This window comes from Undibacterium sp. GW821-FHT11B02 (genome assembly GCF_058808955.1).
This window is the reverse complement of the sequence record NZ_JBXASD010000002.1, coordinates 344,894-369,339: the sequence shown is the minus strand read 5'-3', so window position 1 is coordinate 369,339 and position 24,446 is coordinate 344,894. Positions and strand designations below refer to the sequence as shown.

Annotated in this window: 26 protein-coding genes and 1 pseudogene; 20 read left to right on the top strand and 7 right to left on the bottom strand. The window is 47.7% G+C overall.

All coding sequences use genetic code 11. From position 1 onward, the window contains the following. Positions 1–19: 19 nt before the first annotated feature. Both mnmH and AC1RVX_RS04925 read right to left on the bottom strand, forming a co-directional pair. Positions 20–1,081, bottom strand: a complete 1,062-nt coding sequence (mnmH, locus tag AC1RVX_RS04930; protein WP_493215457.1) for a tRNA 2-selenouridine(34) synthase MnmH — start codon at positions 1,079–1,081, stop codon at positions 20–22. Between the two features lie 3 nt (positions 1,082–1,084). After that, positions 1,085–1,654 (bottom strand): arylesterase, encoded by a 570-nt coding sequence (locus AC1RVX_RS04925; RefSeq protein ID WP_493215456.1) that lies wholly within the window; start codon positions 1,652–1,654, stop codon positions 1,085–1,087. A 98-nt stretch (positions 1,655–1,752) separates the two neighbouring features. Here AC1RVX_RS04925 and AC1RVX_RS04920 point away from each other — a divergent pair, with 98 nt between their 5' ends. Next, positions 1,753–2,445: an ABC transporter ATP-binding protein gene (locus AC1RVX_RS04920; protein ID WP_493215455.1), complete on the top strand. Its 693-nt coding sequence runs from the start codon at positions 1,753–1,755 to the stop codon at positions 2,443–2,445. Here the strand turns inward: AC1RVX_RS04920 and AC1RVX_RS04915 are convergent. From AC1RVX_RS04915 to AC1RVX_RS04895, 5 genes are all read right to left on the bottom strand, one after another. After that, positions 2,435–3,241 carry a UDP-2,3-diacylglucosamine diphosphatase gene (locus AC1RVX_RS04915; protein WP_493215454.1) on the bottom strand — a complete coding sequence of 269 codons (807 nt, stop codon included), beginning with the start codon at positions 3,239–3,241 and terminating at the stop codon, positions 2,435–2,437. The genes AC1RVX_RS04920 and AC1RVX_RS04915 overlap by 11 nt on opposite strands. 20 nt (positions 3,242–3,261) lie before the next feature. Beyond that, positions 3,262–3,750: a peptidylprolyl isomerase gene (locus AC1RVX_RS04910; protein WP_493215453.1), complete on the bottom strand. Its 489-nt coding sequence runs from the start codon at positions 3,748–3,750 to the stop codon at positions 3,262–3,264. A gap of 57 nt (positions 3,751–3,807) precedes the next feature. Then, the gene (locus tag AC1RVX_RS04905; protein WP_493215699.1) at positions 3,808–4,455 is read right to left on the bottom strand and encodes a peptidylprolyl isomerase; all 648 of its coding nucleotides are present in this window, start codon (positions 4,453–4,455) and stop codon (positions 3,808–3,810) included. 260 nt (positions 4,456–4,715) lie between these two features. Continuing rightward, entirely contained in the window at positions 4,716–5,909 is a 1,194-nt protein-coding gene (locus AC1RVX_RS04900; protein WP_493215452.1) for a L,D-transpeptidase family protein, read from the bottom strand. Between the two features lie 74 nt (positions 5,910–5,983). Further along, positions 5,984–7,000, bottom strand: coding sequence for a L,D-transpeptidase Cds6 family protein (locus AC1RVX_RS04895; protein WP_493215451.1), 1,017 nt, complete (start codon positions 6,998–7,000; stop codon positions 5,984–5,986). A gap of 540 nt (positions 7,001–7,540) precedes the next feature. Between AC1RVX_RS04895 and AC1RVX_RS04890 the strand changes: the two genes are divergently transcribed. The 19 genes and pseudogenes from AC1RVX_RS04890 to AC1RVX_RS04800 all read left to right on the top strand — a co-directional run bounded on the left by AC1RVX_RS04890 (position 7,541) and on the right by AC1RVX_RS04800 (position 24,371). Then, complete coding sequence (locus AC1RVX_RS04890; protein WP_186945510.1) at positions 7,541–8,515, top strand: acetyl-CoA carboxylase carboxyltransferase subunit alpha; 975 nt, start codon at positions 7,541–7,543, stop codon at positions 8,513–8,515. Then, on the top strand, positions 8,512–9,912 hold the full coding sequence (gene tilS / locus AC1RVX_RS04885) for a tRNA lysidine(34) synthetase TilS (protein ID WP_493215450.1): 1,401 nt from the start codon (positions 8,512–8,514) through the stop codon (positions 9,910–9,912). The genes AC1RVX_RS04890 and tilS overlap by 4 nt, the downstream gene beginning before the upstream one ends. Positions 9,913–10,061: 149 nt before the next feature. Continuing rightward, positions 10,062–10,769, top strand: a complete 708-nt coding sequence (dnaQ, locus tag AC1RVX_RS04880; RefSeq protein WP_493215449.1) for a DNA polymerase III subunit epsilon — start codon at positions 10,062–10,064, stop codon at positions 10,767–10,769. A gap of 536 nt (positions 10,770–11,305) precedes the next feature. Next, positions 11,306–11,623 carry a flagellar transcriptional regulator FlhD gene (flhD, locus tag AC1RVX_RS04875; protein ID WP_186945507.1) on the top strand — a complete coding sequence of 106 codons (318 nt, stop codon included), beginning with the start codon at positions 11,306–11,308 and terminating at the stop codon, positions 11,621–11,623. A gap of 38 nt (positions 11,624–11,661) precedes the next feature. Beyond that, the gene (flhC, locus tag AC1RVX_RS04870; RefSeq protein WP_493215448.1) at positions 11,662–12,216 is read left to right on the top strand and encodes a flagellar transcriptional regulator FlhC; all 555 of its coding nucleotides are present in this window, start codon (positions 11,662–11,664) and stop codon (positions 12,214–12,216) included. Next, on the top strand, positions 12,119–13,039 hold the full coding sequence (locus AC1RVX_RS04865) for a class I SAM-dependent methyltransferase (RefSeq protein WP_493215447.1): 921 nt from the start codon (positions 12,119–12,121) through the stop codon (positions 13,037–13,039). The genes flhC and AC1RVX_RS04865 overlap by 98 nt, the downstream gene beginning before the upstream one ends. Positions 13,040–13,156: 117 nt before the next feature. After that, on the top strand, positions 13,157–14,017 hold the full coding sequence (gene motA / locus AC1RVX_RS04860) for a flagellar motor stator protein MotA (RefSeq protein ID WP_493215446.1): 861 nt from the start codon (positions 13,157–13,159) through the stop codon (positions 14,015–14,017). A 17-nt stretch (positions 14,018–14,034) separates the two neighbouring features. After that, positions 14,035–14,958: a flagellar motor protein MotB gene (motB, locus tag AC1RVX_RS04855; protein WP_493215698.1), complete on the top strand. Its 924-nt coding sequence runs from the start codon at positions 14,035–14,037 to the stop codon at positions 14,956–14,958. 55 nt (positions 14,959–15,013) lie between these two features. Beyond that, on the top strand, positions 15,014–15,562 hold the full coding sequence (locus AC1RVX_RS04850; RefSeq protein ID WP_493215697.1) for a chemotaxis protein: 549 nt from the start codon (positions 15,014–15,016) through the stop codon (positions 15,560–15,562). A gap of 51 nt (positions 15,563–15,613) precedes the next feature. After that, positions 15,614–15,979 (top strand): response regulator, encoded by a 366-nt coding sequence (locus tag AC1RVX_RS04845; RefSeq protein WP_422975756.1) that lies wholly within the window; start codon positions 15,614–15,616, stop codon positions 15,977–15,979. 51 nt (positions 15,980–16,030) lie between these two features. After that, the gene (gene cheA / locus AC1RVX_RS04840) at positions 16,031–18,091 is read left to right on the top strand and encodes a chemotaxis protein CheA (protein ID WP_493215445.1); all 2,061 of its coding nucleotides are present in this window, start codon (positions 16,031–16,033) and stop codon (positions 18,089–18,091) included. A gap of 35 nt (positions 18,092–18,126) precedes the next feature. Further along, the gene (locus tag AC1RVX_RS04835; RefSeq protein ID WP_493215444.1) at positions 18,127–18,645 is read left to right on the top strand and encodes a chemotaxis protein CheW; all 519 of its coding nucleotides are present in this window, start codon (positions 18,127–18,129) and stop codon (positions 18,643–18,645) included. Positions 18,646–18,727: 82 nt separating this feature from the next. Continuing rightward, entirely contained in the window at positions 18,728–20,458 is a 1,731-nt protein-coding gene (locus tag AC1RVX_RS04830; RefSeq protein WP_493215443.1) for a methyl-accepting chemotaxis protein, read from the top strand. Between the two features lie 199 nt (positions 20,459–20,657). Further along, positions 20,658–21,560 (top strand): CheR family methyltransferase, encoded by a 903-nt coding sequence (locus tag AC1RVX_RS04825; protein ID WP_493215442.1) that lies wholly within the window; start codon positions 20,658–20,660, stop codon positions 21,558–21,560. Beyond that, on the top strand, positions 21,557–22,165 hold the full coding sequence (gene cheD, locus AC1RVX_RS04820) for a chemoreceptor glutamine deamidase CheD (protein ID WP_186951606.1): 609 nt from the start codon (positions 21,557–21,559) through the stop codon (positions 22,163–22,165). Before AC1RVX_RS04825 ends, cheD begins: the two co-directional genes overlap by 4 nt. 58 nt (positions 22,166–22,223) lie before the next feature. Beyond that, positions 22,224–23,300, top strand: coding sequence for a protein-glutamate methylesterase/protein-glutamine glutaminase (locus tag AC1RVX_RS04815; RefSeq protein ID WP_493215441.1), 1,077 nt, complete (start codon positions 22,224–22,226; stop codon positions 23,298–23,300). A gap of 105 nt (positions 23,301–23,405) precedes the next feature. Then, positions 23,406–23,795: a chemotaxis response regulator CheY gene (cheY, locus tag AC1RVX_RS04810; protein ID WP_110253727.1), complete on the top strand. Its 390-nt coding sequence runs from the start codon at positions 23,406–23,408 to the stop codon at positions 23,793–23,795. A 113-nt stretch (positions 23,796–23,908) separates the two neighbouring features. After that, positions 23,909–24,178, top strand: coding sequence for a hypothetical protein (locus AC1RVX_RS04805; RefSeq protein WP_493215440.1), 270 nt, complete (start codon positions 23,909–23,911; stop codon positions 24,176–24,178). Continuing rightward, positions 24,060–24,371 (top strand): annotated as a pseudogene (locus tag AC1RVX_RS04800) (protein phosphatase CheZ). The gene AC1RVX_RS04805 and the pseudogene AC1RVX_RS04800 overlap by 119 nt, the downstream one beginning before the upstream one ends. Positions 24,372–24,446 lie beyond the last annotated feature (75 nt).

The following is a 24,446-nucleotide window of genomic DNA, read 5'->3' as shown; positions in this document are numbered from 1 at the left end:
TGGCAGAGGCGTTGCCTTATTACTCGGATTTCAGTATTTGTTGTGCGGAACAGGTAAAGTCTGACTCTTCAATATTTTCTTGTCGTATCACCGTTGCGGTGGCTGCACCCGCAAAATTCCGGTTAATTGATTTTCCATACGCCGGATCATAATGCTGTTCCAGCAGGTTTTTTACCAGCAAGGCAAGTTCGCCCGTGTTGGCCAATTGACGCCAGGCCGCGATTTTTTCCTTGCCATACAAGCTGGTCAGAAAATCCAGTTGTTGATTCAGGCTGGCGGGTGACAAGATGAAGTGGGCATATTCCTGCATCAGCAATTCCACGCGTTTTTCCATCGGCATTTGCACGGCGATACATGGCGCTTTGCGTATGGTATCCATCAATACTTCTGGCACTCTGATGTTACCGATTTTTTTGCTTTCAGCTTCCACATAAATCACTTGCTGGTGATTGAAGTCTTGCAGTTGCCAGAAAATCCGGCTTTCAAACTGCTTTTGTGCAGGTTGCGGGCAATCTGGAATACTACCCAGCACGGAACCGCGATGGGCTGCCATGTCTTCCAGATTCAACACCTGTGCGCCGGCTGCGGCCAGGCTGCGCAACAGATGGCTTTTGCCGCTACCAGTAGGCCCGCACAACACGCGCCACTGGAAATGGTTAATCTCGTTCATCAGGCTGTGGTTGACATGCTGCCTGTAGGCTTTATAACCACCATTCAACTGCGCTACCGGCCAGCCTATGCGGGCAAAGATATGCGCCATGGCACCGCTGCGATTGCCACCACGCCAGCAATAAATCAGGGGTTTCCAGTTGCGAGGCTTGTCGAGAAACTGGGTCTCTATGTGCTGCGCAATATTCTTGGCCACCAGTGCTGCGCCCAGTCGCTTGGCTTCAAATGAGCCGGTTTGCTTGTACATGGTGCCAACGACAATGCGTTGCTGGTTGTCCAACACCGGGCAATTGATGGCGCCCGCGATATGGTCTTCTGCGAATTCTGCTTCGCTGCGTACATCGATAATGGCGTCGAATTCGGCGCGACGCTGCAAGACATCTGCAAATTCCACTATTTCGGGGTATTTCATGTTTTATTTACCCAGCAAAGGTAGTAAATGTGGCCAGACATTGTTCAATATCTGCGGGTGGGCCGCAGCAATTGGGTGAATTCTGTCAGCCTGAAATAATTCATTTTTCTCAGCAACACCTTCGAGCAGAAAGGGAACCAGGGCCAGGTTCATGCTTTTCGCCAGTTTTGCATACAGTGAAAAGAATCGTTCAGAATAATCCGGCCCATAATTGGGTGGAATTCTCATGCCTATCAGCAGGACTTTTGTGTGACTGGCCTTTGCTATGTCTATCATGGCCTTGAAATTCGCTTCAGAGGCATTAAGTGATAGACCACGCAGGGCGTCATTGCCGCCGAGTTCTATGATAAGGATGTCGGGGTGGTATTTGTCCAGCAGTTGTCCCAGTCGGGATTTGCCACCGCTGGTGGTGTCACCACTGATGCTGGCATTGATGACGTTTGCCGGGATGTTTTTTTGCTGTAGCCTTTGCTCCAGCAGGGCAACCCAGCCCTTGCCGCGTGCCAGTCCATATTCTGCAGACAAACTGTCGCCGAGCACAACTACTGTTTTTGATGCAGAATGAGCAGGCAAGGCTGAAACTGCAAAAGCCAGGAGCACAATGACTTGTTGTACATGTCTTGTCGCATGACGTAATAAGAACTGTAAAAGAAGCATACAAAGAAAACCTTATGGAATCAAATAAAGCGGCAATCGAAGTGAAGCATTTAGTTAAACGTGTGGCTGATGCAACCGGTGAACTAAGCATTCTGAATGGGATTGATTTTACCGCGCAAGCTGGGCAAACGCTTGCAATTGTTGGTGCTTCCGGTTCTGGCAAATCTACATTGCTGGGCATACTGGCTGGCCTGGATACACCGACAGAGGGTAGTGTTGTACTTGATGGCGTCGATATTTTTGCTTTGAATGAAGATGGCAGGGCCCAGTTTCGCAAAGAAAAACTGGGTTTTGTTTTCCAGTCATTTCAATTACTGATGCATTTGACTGCTTTGGAAAATGTTATGCTGCCGCTGGAATTGCGCGGTGAAAAACAGGCGCGTGCCAAGGCAGAAGAAATGCTGGAGCAGGTTGGGTTGGCATCACGTCTTCGGCATTATCCCAAGTTTCTATCTGGTGGCGAACAGCAAAGAGTGGCGTTGGCCAGGGCTTTTGTGACGGAACCTCAGTTACTATTTGCAGATGAACCAACTGGCAGCCTGGATGCTGCTACTGGGGATGCGATCATCAATCTGATGTTTAAATTGAATCGTGAGCGTGGTTCAACCCTGGTGCTGGTGACGCATGATTTGTCAATCGCAGCACGTTGTGGCCGGGTGCTGACAATTAGTGCTGGCCATTTGCTTGGGGATGAAATCAATCACTGATGGCAGTTTCAGTGACGGGCTTGCCATCATGATGGTAAGCCAGGATGCTGGTATCGCTATATAGCGCCAGCCAGCCGCCACGGGCTGGCGTGGTATCACACTCCCAATCTGCCAGTACATAGCGCGTATGGCCGTCATGGATGTGGATGGCGGGTCTGTGGGTGTGTCCGTGTATCAGGGACGTAGCCCGGGTTTGCGAAAACAGGTTTGCGATGGCTGTATTGTTGACATCCATGATTTCCACGGACTTCTGCTTTTGTTCCATCTTGCTTTCTGCGCGCATGCCTTCGATGATGTTTTTGCGCTGTGTCAGTGGCATGGCAAGAAAAGCCTGCTGCCAGTCGCTTTGCCTGACCTTTTGCCGGAACTCCATATAGGCATGGTCATCTGTGCATTGCGCGTCACCATGGGTGATGGCAATTCTCTGACCGGCGACTTCTATCACATGCGGGTCGTCTAACAACACGGCACCGGTAGCGCTGGCGAAACCCTCGCCAATCAGGAAATCTCGATTCCCACCTATCCAGTACAGTTTTACCCCGTGCGCATGCAGCCCATGCAGGGCTTGCACGATCATCTGGTTATAGGGATCGACAATATTGTCATCGCCCACCCAGTATTCAAACAGATCGCCCAGCAGGTAAAGAGCAGGTGCCTGGCGCGCATGCTGTTGAAGGAAGGCCAGGAAGACTTCCGTGGTCTTGGGCAATGCCGGATTCAAATGCGTATCAGAAGCAAAAAGCGCAACCAATTCTGGTTGCGCTTTTTGCTGATGCGTGATGGTGTCAGCGATCATGGGCAGGCAAGTAATCAGTTTTAAACGATTTCTGCTTTTTCGATGACGACATTTTCAACTGGTACGTCCTGGAACATACCCGCACGCGTCGTTTTTACGCTTTCGATTTTATCAACGATCTCTGTGCCTTCAACCACTTTGCCAAAGACGCAGTAGCCCCAGCCATCCTGGCCAGGAAAGTCGAGGAAGCTGTTGTTCGCTGTATTGATGAAGAACTGTGCAGAAGCAGAGTGCGGGTCACCAGTACGTGCCATAGCCAGTGTATAACGCTCGTTTTTCAAGCCATTTTTGGCTTCATTTTCGATAGGCGTATTGGTGGATTTTTGGTTCATGCCAGGTTCGAAACCGCCCCCCTGGATCATGAAGCCACCAATGACGCGATGGAAAATGGTGCCGCTATAGTGACCAGATTCTACATAGGCCAGAAAGTTGGCAACAGTTTTTGGTGCTTTTTCTTCGTTCAGTTCAATCTTGATAGCGCCGAAGTTAGTGGTCAGAATAACAGCCATGATAGTCTTTCATTTCAAAAAAAGTTGAAGATATATTTAAAAAGCCTGAAGTTTTGCTTATTTTAGCAAGGTCGCGGTTTGAATAATAACTGGTTTGTTTGGCACATCCTGCATCATCTTCGATTCACCAGTTTCTACCGTTTGAATTTTTTCGACCACATCCATGCCCTGGATGACCTTGCCAAACGGGGTATAGCCAGCCGTCATTTTCAACGCATTGGCACGTGGTTCCCTCATATTCTGGCCACGGAGCTGGAATTCAACCGGGTTGCCTTCGGGTAGTATCTGGTGATTCAGGGAATCATTGTCCCGGGTATTGATGTAAAACTGGGAAGTCGCTGAGTTGGGGTCTTCGGTGCGAGCCATGGCAATGGTTCCCAGATCATTTTTCAGGCCATGGTCAAGCGCCTGACGGGCTTCATTGGGTACGGGTTTGCCTGTCGGCCTTTCTTTTAAATCCTTGTCGTATCCACCTGCCTGTATCATGAAATTATTGATTACGCGGTGAAAGACGGTGCCCTTGTAATGCCCATTCTTGACGTACTTGATGAAGTTTTCTACCGTTTTTGGTGCGGCTTCAGGGTAAAGTTCGATCACGATTTCACCCATATTGGTTTTCAGCGATACCTTGGGATGGTCCTGAGCCTGGGTGGTAACTGCTGCCATCATCAGGCAGCCACTTATGATCAAACTGGCGAATCGTATTGCTGGAATTTTCATATTTAGTCCGGATGAAAGCAAAATCAACTTAAACAAGCCCAAGGGTGGTTATTTATCAATCCAAATCTGTTTTCTGTACTTTGTCAGAACCTGGTCACGATCTTACTGCGTGGGCGTGATTGAGGCTCATGCGCTGCTCAAAATGCTCATGGTCCAGAGTACATTCCGCTTTTTGCGCTGCGCTTAGTTACCCTTACCCCGCTGATCCCGCTGACGCGGGCTCGCTACAGATCGTGAACAGGTTCTCAGACGGTTGTTTCGTAAATTATGCGCCATCTTGCGGCTTCTTTCAGCCAATACTGACGTTTTCGTATTGAGCTATGGTTTTTTCCATTGCTGGTTTCCTGGGTAAAGGTGCTGACAATGAGTTCGTCTTTTCCCGGGTAGCGAAAGTGTGTCACATCTTTCAGGCGTATGCTGGGATTATGCCAGTTATCCCAGCTTTGCTGCTGCTTTGGAAACCAGGTATTCAGATTGTCTCCCTGCGTCGTCATGAAATTGCGTGAATAATTGGTCAGGATGCGGTTTGAGTTGAGACTTTCCATGTCTTTGCGCCAGTCTTCCAGCAATTTTTCTGCGAAATTTCTGTCCTGCATCCATTTTGTGTGATTGACGAATTCAACATGCTCACTGATGATCACTGGTGTTTTACCTATGTCTACCATGGAAGCAATTTTTAGAAAATCCGGATTGGTCAGTACCACACAGCCATCTGACGCTAATGGTGGGCGGCTGAAGCTTTCCGGTGGCATGCCATGCAGCCAGATACCGGAACCGTTACGACCGTTGATTTTGTCCCATTCATTCGGGTAATTCAGCGGCAGGGCCCCCGGGCCATAAAAGCTGGGCAATTTCGAGCCAGCCAGGCGGCTGGTGATGTAATACACGCCGATAGGCGTCTTTTGGTCACCTTCCTTGAGCTTGTTGATGCCGAATTTCCCCTGGCTGATATAAAAATCAGCCGTCAGCCTGGGTTGCCCGGCATTGTTTTCGTAAACGTACAGGCGGGATTTGCGGGCATCCACGACGATGGCTTGCTTCTGGTCGTCGCGCAACTGCAGTATGGCGCGTGGGATGAGATTCTGGTCTGGGCGTTCTCTGTAAGAGCGTATCCTCGCTGCGGCTTCGTCCCTGAGATCTTTCAGCTTGTCGGGCTGGGCGACCGCTCCGGCGCCAAAACTGGCTACAGGCCGGGTGTGCATGAGCAAGAGATCGCCCTGTATCAGGTAAGCCAGTTGGAAATGCGGATAGGCTTCTATCAGGGCATCAATTTTGCTCTGTGCTTTTTGCAGGTTATTGGCTGCGAGATTTTTGTAGACTTCAATCAGCAGGGCATCCGGGTCAGGTGCATTAGGATTGATCTCGGCGGGTGCTACTTTGGTGGGGCGTGACTTCGCCACGGCAGAAGTGGGCGAAACCAGGTTCGCCACTGTTGCCATTGTAAAAAGCGCCAAAATGAGAAGCTTTCCGAGTCTGCCTGTAGTCGGAGCATCAGAGGTGACAGCGAAAAACATTAGCTACCCGCACGCTCCTGTTTGATCTGCCATTTGCCATCCTGCTTGACCATGTGCAGGGTCTTGCGGCTATTGGCAGTCAACTGATCTGAAGTATAGATCTGGCGAAACTTTGCCGTTGCCGTATTGCCATCCACATTGATTTTAGCCGCCTCAATTTTGACGCTGATGTGGCCTTTGCCTTCAATTCTGAGGCGGCGTTCTTCTGCCCATGCCTTATGGCTTTCCCCCTTTGGCGTCTGGAAGTCTTTAGCGTAATAACCAAGGTAGCTTCCAGTGTCTTTATTGCTCCATGCTTTGGCCCAGTTTTCAACCGCTTTCAAAACATCTTCTTCATCTCGATCAGCCACTTGTGCTGGTGCTGGTTTTGCGACGGGTTTTTCGGCTTTTGGTGTTTCCGCTTCAGGTTTTGCTGCGGCCACTGTGACTGGTTTTGTTACTGCTGTCTGTGGGATAGCAGTGGCTGGTGGTGTCCCCGCAATTTTTGGATTGGTGCCGCCAGTCGTATTGCCAACCAGATTACGCACCAGAGTCAGTTTCAATTTGGCCGTGCTGTTATTTGAATCCAGTTGCAACGCCTTGTCGTATGCCTGACTAGCCAGTTTGGCATACACGTCACCAAGATTTTCATGTGCAGTACCATAGGTAGGGTTGGTGCGTATTGCCATCTCCAGAGCAGCACGCGCTTTATCGTACTGGCCTGAGGATGCATATAAAACAGCTAAATTATTATACGGCTCCGGCAATTCGGGATAATCATCCGTCAGTTTTGTAAATACAGTAATGGCTTCCGCCGATTTGTTTTGCTCGGTCAGTATCAATCCCTTCAGGAAGCGCATTTGCGCATCTTTGGGGCGCTGCGCCAGTGCAGCATCAACTTTCTGCATGGCTTCGTTGATTTGTCCTGCTCTTAATAATTTTCCAACGTCTGCTGCGTCATCGGCATAGGCGACGGCAGACATGAGCAGCAATGTCAGACTGGATAAAGTAAGAACGTTTTTCAAAATGTGGCGCATGGTGTTCGGTCTTGGATTTATAGGAGTTTGGCAGAACATGTAGGCAGCAATGTTATACTGACCTTTGGCAAATGCGCCATCTTATCAAATAAGTGCTGGACTATGGGCGTTTGAGGCTTAAACAGCGCGGCGCAAGTTACTTTATTTTAATTTCACCCCCTTGGCGACCTGCAGTGCAGGACCGATCATGGTAAAAGAGCGACGGTGACTTGTATGCTGATGCAAAATGAAGGCTGAAAGTACCTGATACCCTCTTGACGACCTCATGTCTTCCACTGCAATTCCACCGCAATACTGGACAGCGGAGCTGTTTTTGATATCTAATCTGATCCGTCGGAAGAATATGTCACCAATTGGTTAAAATTGCATTGATAAAAAGATATTTTATATCAGTGATTTATGTGCGCTACAGGGCGCACAGGCAATAGCATTATCTATCATCCAGACTGTTGTCCCGCTGTATGCGTAACTATGGAGCGCAGACTGGTCAGAGGCGAATCTGGATAATTTTATAAACTCGTGTGATGTTAAGGAGGCACGATGACTAAGACAACATTTTTGAATTTTGAGCAGTCCATTGCTGAATTGGAAACAAAAATAGAAGAATTGCGTTTTGTTCAGGACGATTCTGCCGTCGATATTTCAGAAGAGATCGATCGCCTGTCGAAAAAAAGCCAGATGTTGACTAAGGATATTTATGCCAAGTTGACACCATGGCAGGTCTCCCAGATTTCCCGCCATCCGCAGCGCCCTTATACTCTTGATTATATTAATCAGATGTTCACGGATTTTCATGAATTGCATGGAGACCGTAGTTTTTCTGATGACCTGTCCATCGTTGGTGGGCTGGCAAGGTTCAATGGCCAGGCGTGTATGGTCATGGGGCATCAAAAAGGCCGTGACACCAAAGAACGTGCCTTGCGCAATTTTGGTATGCCAAGACCAGAAGGTTATCGCAAGGCCATGCGCTTGATGAAGTTGGCTGAAAAATTTGATATCCCGGTATTCACTTTTGTCGATACCACAGGCGCCTGGCCAGGTATTGACGCTGAAGAGCGTGGTCAGTCCGAAGCTATTGGTCATAATCTGTATGTCATGGCTGAACTGAAAGTGCCTCTGATCACCACCATCATTGGTGAAGGTGGTTCGGGTGGTGCACTGGCGCTGGCCGTAGGTGATGCAGTGCTGATGCTGCAATACGCTACGTATTCTGTGATTTCCCCTGAGGGTTGTGCTTCCATTTTGTGGAAAACATCTGACCGTGCATCTGATGCGGCTGAAGCGCTGGGTCTGACGGCGCACAGACTCAAGGCTATGGGCCTGATCGACAAGATCGTCAATGAACCATTGGGTGGGGCGCATCGCGATCCCAAGCAGATGTGTGCTTTGGTGAAGCGTGCACTGGCCGATACCTTACGTCAGTTCCAGGGCGTAAAAACCAAGGATTTGCTCGCTGCTCGTCATGAAAAACTCATGAGCTACGGCAAGTTTAAGGAAACGAAACCGGCTGAATGAAGGCGGAACACAGCAGCCTTGCCCTTGAACAGCGATTTTTCGAGAAGCTTGGCAGTATTATCTCAGGCAACTGCCAGGACGGCGTAGTAAATGGTCTCGCGGTTGCTTTCAGCGGTGGACTCGATTCCACCGTTTTGCTTGATCTGGCAGTCAGATACTGTCGCCACTTCGGGCATCCTCTTTTTGCCTTCCATATACATCACGGCTTAAGTCCGAATGCAGACGCATGGCTGCAGCATTGCCAGTTGATTTGTGATGGTTACGGCGTTAGCTTGTTTGCAGAAAAAATCACCGTCTCGATGGGGAGTGGTGATGGTGTGGAGGCCTCCGCCAGGGCGGGGCGTTATCGCGCATTGGGCCAACTCGCGCAAAGCGCGCAGGTGGGTCTGATCCTGTCAGCCCATCATCAGGATGACCAGGCGGAAACCCTGTTATTGCAACTGCTGCGAGGTAGCGGCGTTGCTGGCATGTCTGGCATGGATGAATGCCATCACGCACAGAGTTTGTTTGGTATCGATGAGCTATTGTTAGCCCGTCCCTTACTCGCTGAAAAAAGGAAGACGCTGGATGGATATGCATCCACCAGAAGTCTTTCTCATATAGAAGACGAGTCAAATACCGACCCCCGTTACTTGCGCAATGCAATCCGCCATCAGGTGATGCCTGTTCTTGAAAAACTGTCTGCGGGTTATGCCGGGCGATTGGCCAGGTCGGCCATTCATTTCCAGTCTGCGCAGGAAGTGTTGATTGAGGTGGCTGCACAGGATCTGGCTGCATGCTCCATAGAAGACGGTTTGAGTCTGTCTGCCATGCAAACTTTGAGCGAGGCGCGCCGCGACAATCTGTTTCGCTACTGGTTTGCCCAGGCCGGCATACGCATGCCGACCACATCCCGGCTTAAGGAAATGCAAAGCCAGCTATTTGATGGTCGTGAAGATGCGAAAATCACTGTGCATCATGACGACAGGGCCATCCACCGCTATCGGGACGGGGTCTATCTGGAGCATGTGCATGACACAGATGCGTTACGTGACCTGGAATTGCGTGTTGAATGGCGTGGTCAGGCTGTCATGCATTTTCCGGAATTTGGCGGTACCCTGCATTTTGAAGCGAGTGACGAAGGTATTGCGGCCGCATGGCTGCAGCAACAGACCTTGCTAGTGCATTTGCGGCGTGGTGGCGAGCGCCTTAAACTGGCAGAAAATCGCCCCACCCGTGATATGAAGAGTCATTTCCAGTCTTTGCGCATCCCTTTTTGGCAACGCGAAAAACTGCCTTATTTATCTGTGGGTAAGGATTTGGTGTTTGCTGCCGGGGTCGGCATGCAAAGCAGGTTTTGTACGACTGAAACAGGGCGGTGCGTCCGCTTGTTCTGGTCATTTGATGCGGACAGGTAAGTAGGGCTTACGCAAAACTGCCCCAAATCGTTGCAGCTCCCGCATTTAGCAGGATTCGGTACTAAAGTACTGTCTTCGTTGCTACACCTTGCTGGGGCAATTTTGCGTAAGTCCTGTAAGAAACTTTATTTCGATTGATTGGATTTAAAATGCGACGACAAATCGTCTTGGATACCGAAACAACGGGCCTGAATGCACGAAACGGTGACCGAATTATTGAGATTGGCGCGGTAGAACTGGTTAATCGCAAATTAACAGGCAATAATTTTCACATGTACATCAATCCTGAGCGCGATTCTGAAGAAGGCGCTTTGGCAGTACATGGATTGACTACTGAATTTCTGAGTGACAAGCCCAAGTTTGCTGAAATTGCAGAGGCTTTTTGTGCCTATGTCAAAGATGCAGAAATCATCATCCACAATGCGCCGTTTGACGTCGGCTTCCTGAATGCAGAACTGGTCAGGATGAATTTACCGGCATTTTCAGATATATGTCCGGCAATTACCGACACCCTGGTATTGGCGAAGGAGTTGCATCCTGGCAAGCGAAATTCGCTTGATGCGCTTTGTGGCCGTTATGAAATATCCAATTCGCATCGAAAATTACATGGCGCTTTACTGGACGCTGAATTGCTGGCGGATGTCTTTTTGGCAATGTCGCGCGGACAAAATAGTTTTGAAATTGATATGGCTGACGATGATTTGCCCAAAGTGCAGGAATTTGTCGTTTCGGATCAGCCTGTGGGCGAGATTGCTGTATTGGTTGCTGCAGATGATGAGCTCAATGAGCATGAAATGTTGTTGAATGGACTGGATAAACAGATACGTGACAAATGCATCTGGCATACGACGGTGTAGGTGTAGTATTTCAATGCGGACTTAAATGTTTTTGAAAAATAGCTTAATGATAATTAAATAGCGGCGATTTCGCCTGATTGATGGACAAAAATGAATCACCTGTTGCAAACAGGTGATTTTTTTTTGAATTTTTTTTGCGATAACCCTAAAGTTTTTGCTTTTAGGGGTCGTTAAGAAGGCATGGAAGAAATTTAAAAATATTTTCAAATATTCCCTAAAGTTTCTGAAGTTGTTGCCGTTAATGATTATAAGAGGATGAGTGAAAGAGGCTTTTCTTTCTTAAGTCATTGTTTTTAATGGCAATTTTTAGATCGAGTGGTTTTGAGGTCTAAAAAAATAAAATCTGCTTTTTCGTGAAATTTTTATTTTGCGAATGTCAAAATGTGCCTGTAGGATATTTTCCTACGGCATGCTTTCGTTTTTGTCTGCATTCAAATACATACTCTCGCTGATACAGCGTCTATTTCCTTGCCTGCACAATGTATCTCACTGGCAACGCAATTGATGCCGCTGATTACAAACTGGAGGGTAGGACAATGACTCAGAACGATATGATGGCCGAAATTCGGGACGCTAATTTAAGCTACTTGATGCTGGCGCAACAAATGATCCGTGCTGATAAGGCAACTGCCATTTTCCGTTTGGGCATAGGCAAGGAAATTGCAGACCTGATCGAAGGCTTGAATAATGCACAGATATTGAAACTGGCAGGTTCCAATATGATGTTGGCGCGTTTCAGATTCGAAGATAGTTCCATTTTGTGTATGTTGACAAATTACAACAAGGAAAGAGCTTTGGCCCATTCGCATGCTGCGATCCTGATGGCTGGCCAGGCTGTGGAAGAAATCCATTAATTCGTCAACAATAATTATTCCGGTAAATGGAGAGAATCATGGCAGGCAAAAGTGTAGTGAACGAAGCCCACGAAATTCAATTGGCAATTGAACTGGTTAACTTGGGTGCCCGGCTGCAGTTGCTGGAATCTGAAACCTCTTTGTCACGTGAGCGTTTGCTGAAAATTTACAAGGAGTTGAAAGGTGTGTCTCCGCCCAAAGGTATGCTGCCATTCTCTGCTGACTGGTTTACTACGTGGCAGCCGAATATTCATTCTTCCCTGTTTATGAATATTCATAAATATCTGCGCGAGCATGCCGGCGTGGATGGAATTGATGCTGTCATCAAGGCGTATAAGCTTTATTTGGAGCAGGTAGCTGTGCCAGTTGGTGAAGAGCCGGTGTTGTCTTTGACGCGTGCGTGGACGCTGGTGCGCTTTTTTGAGGGGAAAATGCTCAGTTTTGCAAAATGTTGCAAATGCGGAGGGCATTTTGTTGCGCACAGCCTGGATTTGCATGATGATTATGCATGTGGGCTCTGCCATGTTCCATCCAGAGCAGGAAAAACAAAAAAAGCAAAAGACGCAGAAACCGCAATGGAGCTGGTCGCATAAAAAAACAGGAGGAGCCTTGGAACTAGCGTCATCGAAAAGTCCCAAAGGCAAAATTTCTCCTGATGGCAGTATCTTGTCGTCTCCGGCAATGCGCGCACTAGGCGTTCAGTGTATCGCGCTGCTGCTGTCCTATCTTCTGTATAACCTGGATGGGCGCTTGTTTGGGATAAGGCTTTCGCCTTACATCATCTTGGTTGCACATTCCCTTTTTGCAGTCCTGATCAGCATCATGCTTCGCCTGAAGTGGTGGTGGTGGTTGATTGAATTCATTTTCCCTTATGCGGTTGTTGTTTCCCTGGTTTATCAGTTGAGCCCGGGCTACAGTTTGCTCGTCTTTGTTGTCATGGTATTGTTGTTTTGGTCAACCTACCGCACACAAGTTCCATATTTCCCTTCCAAATCTAGTTTGTTGCCGTGTATTCTTGAACAAATGCCAACAACATCCGAATTACGGTTCATTGATGTAGGTAGCGGCTTTGGCGGCTTGCCTTTGAATTTGTCGCGAATCCGTCCGGAGCAGTATTTTTTTGGCGTGGAAATTGCGCCATTTCCATGGCTGGTCAGTTGGATGCGGGCGCGACTCTCCGGTAGTAATGCACAGTTTTTTTTGCGGAATTATCTGACACTGGATTTTGCTGAGTTCGATCTGATTTTTGCTTACCTGTCACCTGCAGTCATGCCTGCCTTGTGGGAAAAAGCGCAGGCCGAAATGAGGAAAGGAACTTTGTTGATGAGTTATGAATTCCCAATACCTGGTATTGAAGCCGATTTACTCATAAAAAGCGGGGTGAATGACCCCGTTCTATATGTCTGGCGCATATAATGTTCATATTGAAATGTATTCCTGAAGCAATATTTAACTTTCGTTTCTGGTTTTTAGGGATGGGACTGAGTTAGTGTGAGCTATATTGTGGATTTTCTCTGTTAGGAGTAGGCGCTCGTGTTAGTTATAGTCGGCTATATTGTCGTATTAGGCTCCGTATTTGGTGGCTTTGTTATGTCCGGTGGGCATATTGCCGTATTGTTTCAGCCGCTGGAGCTATTGATGATTGGCGGCGCTGCTGCCGGCGCTTCTCTGGTTGGCAATAATGCGAAAACTCTGAAAGCGACATTGAAGGCGCTGCCAGGTGTGTTGAAGGGGTCGAAGTACACCAAGGCTTTATATATGGAGCTGATGACCATGCTGTTTGATGTCCTGACCAAGGTCAGGAAAGAGGGCTTGATGTCGATTGAAGGTGATATCGAAAGACCGGAAGAAAGCCCGCTCTTCAGCAAGTATCCCGCGATTGTGCATGATCATCATATGATGGAATTCATTGGCGATTACTTGCGTCTGATGGTGTCAGGGAACATGGATGCTTTTCAGATTGAAAATCTGATGGATAATGAACTGGAAACTCACCATCACGAAGGTGCCGTGCCTGCACATTTCATAGCGAAGCTCGGTGATGGCTTACCTGCATTTGGTATTGTCGCTGCGGTGATGGGCGTGGTACATACGATGGAGTCAGTTGGTATTCCTCCTTCTGAACTGGGCATACTGATTGCGCATGCGCTGGTCGGTACCTTCCTCGGTATTTTGTTGGCATATGGTTTCGTAGGTCCGCTGGCTGGGTTGATGGAGCAGCAGTTGGATGAGTCATCCAAAACCTTTCAATGCATTAAGGTGACTTTGCTGGCCAGCTTGAACGGTTATGCACCGGCACTGGCGGTTGAGTTCGGCAGAAAGGTATTGTATTCCACCGAAAGGCCGACCTTCATCGAGTTGGAAGATCATATCAAGCAATCAAAATCTAAATAACAATCACTGGATTGATGATGGCAAGCGAAGAATTACGACCGATAATCGTCAAGCGCATTAAAAAGGTGGCCGGTGGCCATCATGGTGGTGCGTGGAAAATTGCGTATGCAGATTTTGTAACCGCGATGATGGCGTTTTTCCTGCTGATGTGGTTGCTGGGCTCTACCGCCAAAGGTAGTTTGAATGGTATTGCCGAGTATTTTCAAACACCCTTGAAAGTGGCGATGGCTGGTGGTGATGGTAGTGGCGACAGTTCCAGTGTCATCAAGGGCGGGGGTAAGGATCTGAGCGCGCGCGAAGGGCAGAATCGCAAAGGTGAGATCGACGCACAGAAGAAAACCTACAACTTGCAGGCCGCCGAGGCTGCACTGGCAAAGGTGGAAGCGGAGAGATTGAAGGGGTTGAAGACAAAAATCGAGGCAGCCATTGAATCCAATCCTACCCTGAAGCAGTACAAAAAACAGTTGTTGCTGGATATTACGACTGAAGGTCTGCGTATACAGATGGTGGATGAGCAAAACCGACCTATGTTTGCACTGGCAAAAGCAGAATTACAGCCTTATACTCGCGAGATTTTGCATGAGATTGGCAAAGCACTCAATGATGTACCTAACCGTATCAGCTTATCTGGACATACTGATGCTGCAGCCTATGGTAGTGGCGAAAAAGGATATAGCAACTGGGAATTGTCGGCTGACCGGGCAAATGCTTCAAGAAGAGAATTGATTTATGGTGGTATGGATGAGGCTAAAGTACTACGGGTTGTAGGTCTTTCCTCGTCAGTTTTATTTGATAAGCAAGATCCTTTGAATCCTATTAATCGCCGGATAAGTATTATCGTCATGAACAAGAAGGCAGAGCAGTCTGCTTCTCAGGATGGTGGTTCCATTGAGGTCGCAAATCAGTCTGATTCAAGCGCTGAAATATCCGTGAAGCCTTGATAGGTGGTATTGGCGCAGCATCATTAAGTCAAAATGTAAAGATAGGATGCTTATGATGTCCAAAAAGAAAATGTTGGGTTCTGAGGTCAAGCAGCTCTTGTCGGGGGTATCTGATCATGGCAATGCCCATTTGCTTGAAGTAGAAACTGACCTCGCACAGACTGCCATACTCCTGGGTGAAGCGATAGAAAAGCTGGGCGTCAGCTTTATGGCCTTGCATGCGGCGATTTCGAGTGAACAGGAAGAAATTAACCTGATCATCGGTTCTGGCAATGTGTCAAAAGAGAGCATTAAGCGACTGACGGTGGTTCAGGGAGATATTACGACACATATCAATGCGGCTGTAACCAGTCTGCAGTTTCAAGATTTGACCAGTCAGCTGATTTCAAGAACTATGCAACGTTGTGAGGGCCTGCGTGAGGTATTGAGTACTCTTGGAGTGGTCAGTAATGATATTGAGCGCGATGGCGGAAGTGATAATTTACCTGCGCTGTTGCGGGAAACCACACTGCGACTGGAAAAACAAAGTGTAGACCTGAAAAATTTGCTACGAAAAGCTGTACATCAAAAGCATTTGGATAGCGGTGACATTGAGTTATTTTAAATCAAGAGGCAGTGTGTTGAAGCTGCCTACAATTCGTATAACGGAGTAAATATGGCCAAGACAATTTTAGCTGTGGATGATTCTGGCTCTTTGAGGCAGATGGTGGCGTTTAGCTTGAAGGCAGCAGGATATCTGGTGATTGAGGCCGTCGATGGTCAGGATGGTCTGGAAAAAGCACGCAATCAGGTGGTTGACCTGGTACTTACTGACCAGAACATGCCAAGAATGGATGGGCTGACTCTGATTAAGTCGCTGCGTGGATTGCCCTCCTATCAGCGGGTGCCTATTTTGATGCTGACAACAGAGTCCAGTGATGACATGAAGGCTAAAGGTCGCGCTGCTGGCGCAAATGGCTGGCTGGTGAAGCCGTTTGATCCGCAAAAATTAACTGAAGTAGTCAAAAAAGTGATTGGCTAAATAAATGTCCCTGTTTATTGGACAAACAAATGTAAATCACGGAGTGAGATAATGACGATTGACATGAGTCAGTTTTTCCAAGTTTTTTTCGACGAGGCAGAAGAGCTTCTTGCCGAGAAGGAAAAATTGTTACTTGCCATCGATATCGCTTCCCCAGATCCAGAAGATCTGAATGCCATATTCAGGGCAGCCCATTCCATCAAGGGAGGTGCTTCCACTTTTGGTCTGACCGACATGACCGAGGTAACACACATACTTGAATCTTTGCTGGATAAAATCCGCAAGGGAGAGATGGCACTGACGGCAGAGCATGTTGATGCTTTTCTGATTGCAAAAGATATTCTGAAGATGCAACTCGATGGTCACAAACTGGGAACGCCGGTGGATCAGGATGCGGTTGCTGATGTCAGGATGTTGTTGCAATCCCTGTCGCGGGATGCGGTTCCGGTTTCTGCTCCGGTTGCCAGTTTTGCCAGCAAGAGCGCAGATGGGGATATGCAGAATGCCGTCTACAAAACGGCGTTCCGGATAGAACTGCCAAAAGTAACACCAGAAGATGCGTCAGCGCTGATGTCTGAACTGGGTTTGCTGGGGGTAATTTCGCGCGATGAAAACACGGGTGACAATGTAGTGCTCAGTCTGCGCACAAATGAAGGCAAGGACGACATTATTTCCATCTGTTCCTTCATTCTTAATCCAGACAGTCTGATCATTTCTGAGCAAGCCGTGAGTAAACTGCCAGCGGCCAAAGCAACACCTTCAGATGATGATCTTGGTTATGGTTTCTTTGAGCCGCTGGATGCCATGTTTCCACCTGAAGAAGGTAAGCCTGACGTCCATACAGAGGGGCACAGTCCCGAACCTGCGGTTTCGGATAAGGCTCAGGCCTTGGCGTCAAATGATAAAAAGCCGGTAGTAAAAAAAGAAACAGAGAAAGTCGCCAATTCGCAAGAATCGTCCACCATACGTGTCGGTATAGAGAAGGTGGATCAACTGATCAATCTGATCGGCGAGCTGGTGATTACACAGGCCATGCTGGAGCAACGTACCCAGGATCTTGACCCTATTGTCAATGAGCGCTTGCTGAGCAGTGTCGCGCATTTAACAAGAAATACCCGTGATCTGCAAGAGGCTGTCATGTCCATACGCATGATGCCTATGGACTACGTATTTTCGCGTTTCCCACGCATGGTACGTGACCTGGCAACCAAGCTGGGGAAAAAAGTCGAATTGGTCACTTATGGCGCCTCAACTGAACTCGATAAGGGGCTCATAGAGAGGATTGTTGACCCGTTGACGCATCTGGTAAGGAACAGCATAGACCATGGTATAGAAATGCCGGCTACCAGGTCGCAAGCGGGCAAGAACGAAACCGGTAAATTATCCCTGTCGGCGGTGCATCAGGGTGGCAACATCGTGATAGAAGTTAGCGACGATGGCGGTGGTTTGCATAGAGATAAGATTCTTGCCAAGGCCAAGCAGAATGGACTGGCTGTTTCAGATTCCATGAGTGATCCGGAAGTCTGGCAACTGATTTTTGCGCCCGGCTTTTCTACGGCAGAAACCGTCACGGATGTATCTGGTCGTGGTGTCGGTATGGATGTTGTCAAGCGCAACATTACTGCCATGGGGGGCGTGGTGGATATCCGTTCCGCCAAAGGATATGGCACGACAATTACGATTTCCTTGCCGCTGACGCTGGCGATTCTGGATGGCATGTCGATTAAGTTTGGTGACGAAATTTACATTCTGCCTTTGGGTTTTGTGATGGAATCTTTACAGCCAGCCAAAGCTGATATCAAGGAAGTCAACGGCAAGGGGCGTGTGGTCAAAGTGCGTGACGAGTACTTGCCACTGGTTCCGCTGTATCAGTTTTTTGATATTAAACCCAAATATACAGATCCATCGGATGGCATTGTTGTCATTGTAGAAGTGGATGGCAAAAAAGCGGCTTTGTTTGTTGATGATCTGGTTGGGCAGCAGCAGGTAGTAGTAAAAAACATCGAATCAAATTACAAGAAAGTCCCGGGAATTTCCGGTGCGACTATTCTAGGAGATGGTGGCGTGGCACTCATTCTTGATGTCGCAGCTGTTTTGCGCACAGCGCGATAACCAACAAGTGGCAAATTTAATGCGAGGAAAAAGAAATGACGCAATTTTCACAAACAAATGGTGATGGTGGTGCACACAATAACAGCAATGAATCAGACATTGCCGGACATGAGTTTCTTGCCTTTACCTTGGGTAATGAGGAATATGGCATTGACATCCTCAAGGTTCAGGAAATACGTGGGTATGAAGCCGTTACGCGCATTGCCAATGCACCTGAATTTTTAAAAGGCGTCATTAATTTGCGCGGCATCATTGTCCCCGTCGTGGATATGCGTATCAAGTTCAATTTGGGGACCCCTACCTACGATCAATTCACGGTTGTGATTATCCTGAATATTGAAGGGCGTATTGTTGGTATGGTGGTCGACAGTGTGTCCGACGTGACGACCTTGTTACCAGAACAGGTAAGACCAGCACCGGAAATGGGTACCACTTTCAGTACCGATTTTCTGATCGGATTGGGTACGCTGGATGATCGGATGCTGATATTGGTTGATATTGACAAGCTCATGTCCAGTCCTGAAATGGGCTTGGTGGACACTGCTGTTGCGTGACGTACCTGTAGGCGTTTTCTGTGATGGCATCGGGTAAACAAATAACAATATAGAAGCCAATTAAGAAGGAAGAGGAGACACTATGAACCTTAGGAATTTCAAAATCGGAACTCGTCTGGGGGTAGGTTTTGCCATTATTTTAGCGGGATTGATTACCGTTATTTTAATTGTCAATACTCTCAGCGGGAATAACCGTAAGGCGATGGTGGAAGGATTGAATCTTGCCTATCAAAAGCAGGTGCAGGCAAATAATATGAAAAGCGCCTTGCTTGAAGGTGGTATTGCAATGCGTAATATCGGTATTCAGTCTGACGTTGGCGAAATGCAGAAAGAAGAGGGCAAGGTCAAGGCGCAGCGTAAGAAATACGATGAGGCTAAAGAAAAACTGTCCACTCTTGGTTTAAATGAAGAAGAAAAGAAAATTCTGGGCGACATTGCAAAAAATGACAAGGAAATAGAAAAACCTTTTAAAGATGCAGTTGGTCAGGCTTTGGCGTTTAATGCGGAAGGTGCGATAAAAATCATTTCTTCCGTCATTGATCCGCTCAGTGCTAAATCTATTCTTGAAATGAACAAGCTGGTTGACTTGCAAGATGTCGCCACCAAACAGGTATTCGACACCTTCGCTATTGCTGGGGCCAAACTGACGATGTGGCTCTACATTATTCTGGTATCTGCATTGGCGGTGGGAGCGTTGTTTGCCTGGGCCATCACACGCAGTATTACTCAACCTTTGCAAGAGGCGCTGGGGTTGGCAGAGACTGTGGCTGACGGTGATTTGCGTAGCCAGGTCAGCGTATCTGGTAATGATGAGGTGACCTCCTTGTTGCAGGCCCTAAAAAATATGAATGACAACTTGGCCTCAACGGTAGGGCAAGTCAGAGTTGGCACCGAAACCATCTCTGTGGCATCACGCGAAATTGCGTCTGGCAACGCCGATCTGTCGAGTCGTACCGAATCCCAGGCCAGCTCGCTGGAAGAAACCGCCAGCTCCATGGAAGAACTGACCAGCACTGTCAGGCAAAATGCCGACAATGCGCGGCAGGCCAATCAACTGGTGGTGTCAGCATCCAGCGTCGCGGTCAAAGGCGGTGCTGTGGTGGGGCAGGTGGTTAATACCATGGGTTCGATCAAAGAAAGCTCAAGAAAAATTGTTGACATCATTGGTGTCATTGATGGGATTGCCTTCCAGACCAATATCCTGGCCTTGAATGCGGCGGTAGAAGCCGCCAGGGCTGGTGAGCAAGGGCGTGGTTTTGCGGTAGTGGCAGCCGAAGTACGCAACCTGGCGCAACGCAGTGCCAGCGCTGCCAAAGAAATCAAATCCCTCATCAGCGATTCCGTTGACAAGGTTGATCAGGGCAGCAAGCTGGTGGATGAAGCCGGCAAGACCATGGATGAAATTGTCACCAGCGTCCAGCATGTGGCAGACATCATGAGCGAGATCACGGCAGCGAGCCAGGAGCAAAGTTCAGGGATAGAACAGGTGAATCTGGCGATTACGCAGATGGATGAAATGACGCAACAAAATGCGGCATTGGTAGAACAGGCAGCGGCGGCGGCAGAAAGCATGGAAGAACAGGCCGTGGCATTGGCTGAAGCAGTGAGCGTATTCAAATTGCTTACTGCTGCGAGCAAGACTGTCAAACCTGTGGTCAGCAAAGCTCAACCTGCTATGGCAGCACCGGTTCGCCAGGAGGTCAGGGCATTGCCCAAGGCTGCTGTAAATCATTCGGCCAAGCCGGTATCTGGTTCTGGTCGTCAGACTGCCGAGGCCAGTAAGCGTAGTGAGGATGAGTGGGAGGAGTTTTGAAATACAGGTAACTTTTGATGAAAAGAAGCGTTGATCTGTTTCAGTGTGCCTGGAGTAGGCAATCGACAGATAATTTTGACGTTGCATGCTATTTTTACTCTGGAACTATTTCTTCATGGTGTATTGTGTGAATTAGATTTCGTTCGGAAATAGCGTAGTCGCTTCTGAAGATGATGGTAAAAGTTAGGGAAGGTATTGAATGACGAAATCCATCGATAAAAGCAGGTCAGACAGTTCAAAAGAATTTTCTTTTAATGCACGTGATTTTGATCGTGTCAGAGACTTGATATACAAAAGAGCCGGTATTTCTTTGGCAGACAGCAAGCAGGAAATGGTTTATAGCCGCCTGGCACGTCGTTTGCGCGCAACTGGAATCAATTCTTTCTCGGAGTATCTGGATTGCCTGGAAAATCAGGAAATTGATTCAGAGTGGGAAGCTTTTACCAATGCGCTTACCACCAATCTGACTTCATTTTTTAGAGAAGAACATCATTTCCCGATACTTGCCGAACATATTGCTAATAAAAAAGAAACGGTCAATATTTGGTGCTCTGCCAGTTCCACTGGTGAAGAGCCGTATTCCATTGCTATCACGCTATGTGAAGCATTTGGCACACTGAAACCGCCAGCACATATTATTGCTACTGATATCGACACAAACGTACTGGAAACCGCTTCTCGTGGAGTGTATAACCTGGACCGGATAGAAAAACTGTCGGCAGAGAGAACCAGAAAGTTTTTTTTAAAAGGTAAAGGCGCACAGGAAGGATTGGTGCGTGTCAGACCTGAATTGAGAGATTTGATTACTTTCAAACAGTTGAATTTATTGGAAGATAGTTGGTCTTTAAGCGGCGAATTTGATGCGATTTTTTGCCGGAATGTCATGATCTATTTTGATAAACCTACTCAAAGCAAAATTTTAAAGAAATTTGTTCCCTTGATGAAGTCAGACGGACTGTTGTTTGCTGGCCATTCGGAGAATTTTCTATACGTATCAGATGATTTTAAGCTCAGAGGCAAGACGGTTTATGAGTTGGCCAAATCCTCCCTTGCTTCAGGTACCAGAACGACATTGCGTCATCTGCAAAAGGGTAATCCATGAGCCAGTTAAGTGAAGAGCATTTTGCCACGAACGTCTATTACGACAGGACGTTTGACTGCGATGCCGCAAAAATTTTGCCTGGTGAATTTTATTTCACGAATAAAGACATGCTTATTGTCACGGTGCTGGGGTCTTGTGTTTCAGCGTGTATACGTGATCGTGTGTCTGGGGTTGGTGGCATGAACCATTTTATGTTGCCGGATAGTGGCGGTGACGCTGATAATCCTGTGTCTGCATCCATGCGCTACGGCACCTATGCGATGGAAGTGTTGATCAATGAGCTCCTGAAAGCTGGGGCGAAACGTGAAAACATGGAAGCCAAGGTATTTGGTGGTGGCAATGTCCTGCGCGGTTTTACCGCCATAAATGTCGGTGAGCGCAATGCCAAGTTTGTACTGGATTACCTGCGTGCAGAAAGAATGCGCGTGATTGCCGAAGATCTCAATGACATTTATCCACGCAAAGTCTATTTTTTCCCCAGGACAGGTAAAGTTTTGGTGAAGAAATTAAAAGTAGAACATAACGATACCCTCAGAAGGCGTGAACAGGATTACGCAAGCAGACTCAAGACCACCTCAGTTGGTGGTGAAGTGGACTTGTTCTAGTCATAGTATTGTTGTCTGCACCTGCTGCCAGGCACTTCTGATTGCGGAGTATTTTGTAATGAAAATAAAAGTATTGATTGTTGACGACTCTGCACTGATACGTAGTGTCATGAGTGAAATTATCGGAAGTCAGCCCGATATGGAGGTTGTGGGCGTTGCTCCCGATCCGTTGGTGGCGCGCGAGTTGATCAAGCAGACCAATCCAGACGTACTGACACTGGACGTGGAAATGCCTAAAATGGATGGCCTTGATTTTCTGGAGCGTTTGATGCGTCTGCGTCCTATGCCCGTCATCATGGTGTCCTCCCTGACAGAAAGAGGTTCGGAAATCACCATGCGTGCGCTCGAGTTGGGGGCGGTTGATTTTGTCACCAAGCCTAAATTATCGATCCAGAGTGGCATGCTGGAATATACTGAACTGATCACAGATAAAATCCGGATTGCATCCAAGGCCAGAGTCCGTCCACGCAGCCTGCCACCAGCCAGTGGTACGCCGGCCACTGGTGGTGTATTGCCGTCAGTTAAAAATCCGCTGACAAGTAGTGAAAAGCTCATTATTATCGGTGCCTCGACAGGCGGGACTGAAGCGATCAAGAACTTCCTGGTACAAATGCCGTCAGATTGTCCGGGTATCCTGATTACGCAACATATGCCAGAAGGTTTTACCCGTTCATTTGCCAAGCGTCTTGACGGCTTGTGCAAAATCTCGGTTTCTGAAGCCAGTGGTGGTGAGCGGGTGTTGCCAGGGCATGCTTATATAGCGCCTGGGCATTCACACCTGTTGTTGGCGCGCAGCGGTGCCAATTACGTGACTCAACTTGACCAGGGGCCGCCGGTAAACCGGCATCGCCCTTCAGTGGATGTGCTGTTCAAGTCCGCAGCAGTCTATGCCGGTAAAAATGCAGTTGGTGTCATTTTGACCGGTATGGGGAAGGATGGCGCACTCGGTATGCTAGAGATGAAAAATGCTGGCGCGTACAATTTTGCCCAAGATGAGGCAAGTTGTGTAGTATTTGGTATGCCGCGTGAAGCAATCGCAATTGGTGCTACGCATGAGGTTGGACCCTTGAATGAATTACCCTCCAAGGTCTTGCATTACTTGGCAACTCATGGCAGTCGAGCCTTGAGGGTTTGATGCATTAAGATAGAATTTAATGCTTTACTGCAATTTCAGCACCGTTTTATGTAAATTTGTCCGATAATGCTAATAACTGTCCTTAAAGAAATAGTGGAGTAATTCATGGCCGATCAAAATCTCAAATTTTTAGTAGTTGATGACTTTTCTACTATGCGACGCATTGTGCGGAATTTGCTTAAAGAATTGGGATATTCCAATGTCGATGAAGCAGAAGATGGTGCAATGGGATTGGCAAAGTTGAAGAATGGTGATTTCGATTTCGTCATCTCGGACTGGAATATGCCTAACATGGATGGTTTGACCATGCTTCAGCATATTCGTGCGGACCCTGCTTTGTCGAAAATGCCGGTACTGATGGTTACGGCTGAAGCCAAGAAGGAAAATATCATTGCTGCTGCTCAGGCTGGTGCCAATGGATACGTCGTGAAGCCATTTACGGCAGCCACCCTGGACGAAAAGCTGACCAAGATTTTTGAAAAACTGGGGAAATAGTAAAGCAATCAGTTTTCTATGGGGGACATCAGTCAAAATACTCAAAAGACGACTTCCCGCATAGAGTAGGCCACATAACCAGACTGTTGCATCATAGTTTGGGTGGCCTGAGCTTGGATACGCCGTTGAGACGGGCGGCACAAGATATTACTGATGCATGTGGCCAGCTGGGCTCTGTGGCAAAAGTGTCTGAAAAAGCTGAACGTGATGGCATTGACAGTCATGCAAGCAGGCACTGTTTTATCTGTCCAGTATCAGGGAATGATGCAGAAAATGCAGGCGTATTTGAAGATGTCCAGGGAAAAAAATATGAAAACCAAGTTCCATCTGATGGATATCATGATGGCGCAAGATTTCCAGGATTTGACCGGGCTGGTTATTAAAAAAGTAACTGAATTGGCTCAGAGTCCAGAGCAGTAACAGGTGTAGCTGCTCAATGATTACTCATCTGATGAAGTCAGGCGGGACATTTCAGATGGGCTTTTGAATGGTCCGCAAATCAACCCGGGAGGAAATACCGAGGTGGTGGCAAATCAGGGGCAGGTAGATGATTTGCTTGATAACCTTGGGTTCTGACTGTTTCATTCATACCTAATTAACATACATACTAGATAAAATGATCGAAGCCAGCTTCATTGTAAGGGAACCACT

Bases quoted from the DNA above. Each gene is read 5' to 3' on its own strand.
- mnmH (WP_493215457.1), bottom strand. From the start codon at position 1,081: ATGAAATACCCCGAAATAGTGGAATTTGCAGATGTCTTGCAGCGTCGC.
- AC1RVX_RS04920 (WP_493215455.1), top strand. From the start codon at position 1,753: ATGGAATCAAATAAAGCGGCAATCGAAGTGAAGCATTTAGTTAAACGT.
- AC1RVX_RS04915 (WP_493215454.1), bottom strand. From the start codon at position 3,241: ATGATCGCTGACACCATCACGCATCAGCAAAAAGCGCAACCAGAATTG.
- AC1RVX_RS04910 (WP_493215453.1), bottom strand. From the start codon at position 3,750: ATGGCTGTTATTCTGACCACTAACTTCGGCGCTATCAAGATTGAACTG.
- AC1RVX_RS04900 (WP_493215452.1), bottom strand. From the start codon at position 5,909: ATGGCAACAGTGGCGAACCTGGTTTCGCCCACTTCTGCCGTGGCGAAG.
- AC1RVX_RS04895 (WP_493215451.1), bottom strand. From the start codon at position 7,000: ATGCGCCACATTTTGAAAAACGTTCTTACTTTATCCAGTCTGACATTG.
- AC1RVX_RS04890 (WP_186945510.1), top strand. From the start codon at position 7,541: ATGACTAAGACAACATTTTTGAATTTTGAGCAGTCCATTGCTGAATTG.
- tilS (WP_493215450.1), top strand. From the start codon at position 8,512: ATGAAGGCGGAACACAGCAGCCTTGCCCTTGAACAGCGATTTTTCGAG.
- dnaQ (WP_493215449.1), top strand. From the start codon at position 10,062: ATGCGACGACAAATCGTCTTGGATACCGAAACAACGGGCCTGAATGCA.
- flhD (WP_186945507.1), top strand. From the start codon at position 11,306: ATGACTCAGAACGATATGATGGCCGAAATTCGGGACGCTAATTTAAGC.
- flhC (WP_493215448.1), top strand. From the start codon at position 11,662: ATGGCAGGCAAAAGTGTAGTGAACGAAGCCCACGAAATTCAATTGGCA.
- AC1RVX_RS04865 (WP_493215447.1), top strand. From the start codon at position 12,119: ATGATGATTATGCATGTGGGCTCTGCCATGTTCCATCCAGAGCAGGAA.
- motB (WP_493215698.1), top strand. From the start codon at position 14,035: ATGGCAAGCGAAGAATTACGACCGATAATCGTCAAGCGCATTAAAAAG.
- AC1RVX_RS04850 (WP_493215697.1), top strand. From the start codon at position 15,014: ATGTCCAAAAAGAAAATGTTGGGTTCTGAGGTCAAGCAGCTCTTGTCG.
- AC1RVX_RS04845 (WP_422975756.1), top strand. From the start codon at position 15,614: ATGGCCAAGACAATTTTAGCTGTGGATGATTCTGGCTCTTTGAGGCAG.
- cheA (WP_493215445.1), top strand. From the start codon at position 16,031: ATGACGATTGACATGAGTCAGTTTTTCCAAGTTTTTTTCGACGAGGCA.
- AC1RVX_RS04835 (WP_493215444.1), top strand. From the start codon at position 18,127: ATGACGCAATTTTCACAAACAAATGGTGATGGTGGTGCACACAATAAC.
- AC1RVX_RS04830 (WP_493215443.1), top strand. From the start codon at position 18,728: ATGAACCTTAGGAATTTCAAAATCGGAACTCGTCTGGGGGTAGGTTTT.
- AC1RVX_RS04825 (WP_493215442.1), top strand. From the start codon at position 20,658: ATGACGAAATCCATCGATAAAAGCAGGTCAGACAGTTCAAAAGAATTT.
- cheD (WP_186951606.1), top strand. From the start codon at position 21,557: ATGAGCCAGTTAAGTGAAGAGCATTTTGCCACGAACGTCTATTACGAC.
- AC1RVX_RS04815 (WP_493215441.1), top strand. From the start codon at position 22,224: ATGAAAATAAAAGTATTGATTGTTGACGACTCTGCACTGATACGTAGT.
- cheY (WP_110253727.1), top strand. From the start codon at position 23,406: ATGGCCGATCAAAATCTCAAATTTTTAGTAGTTGATGACTTTTCTACT.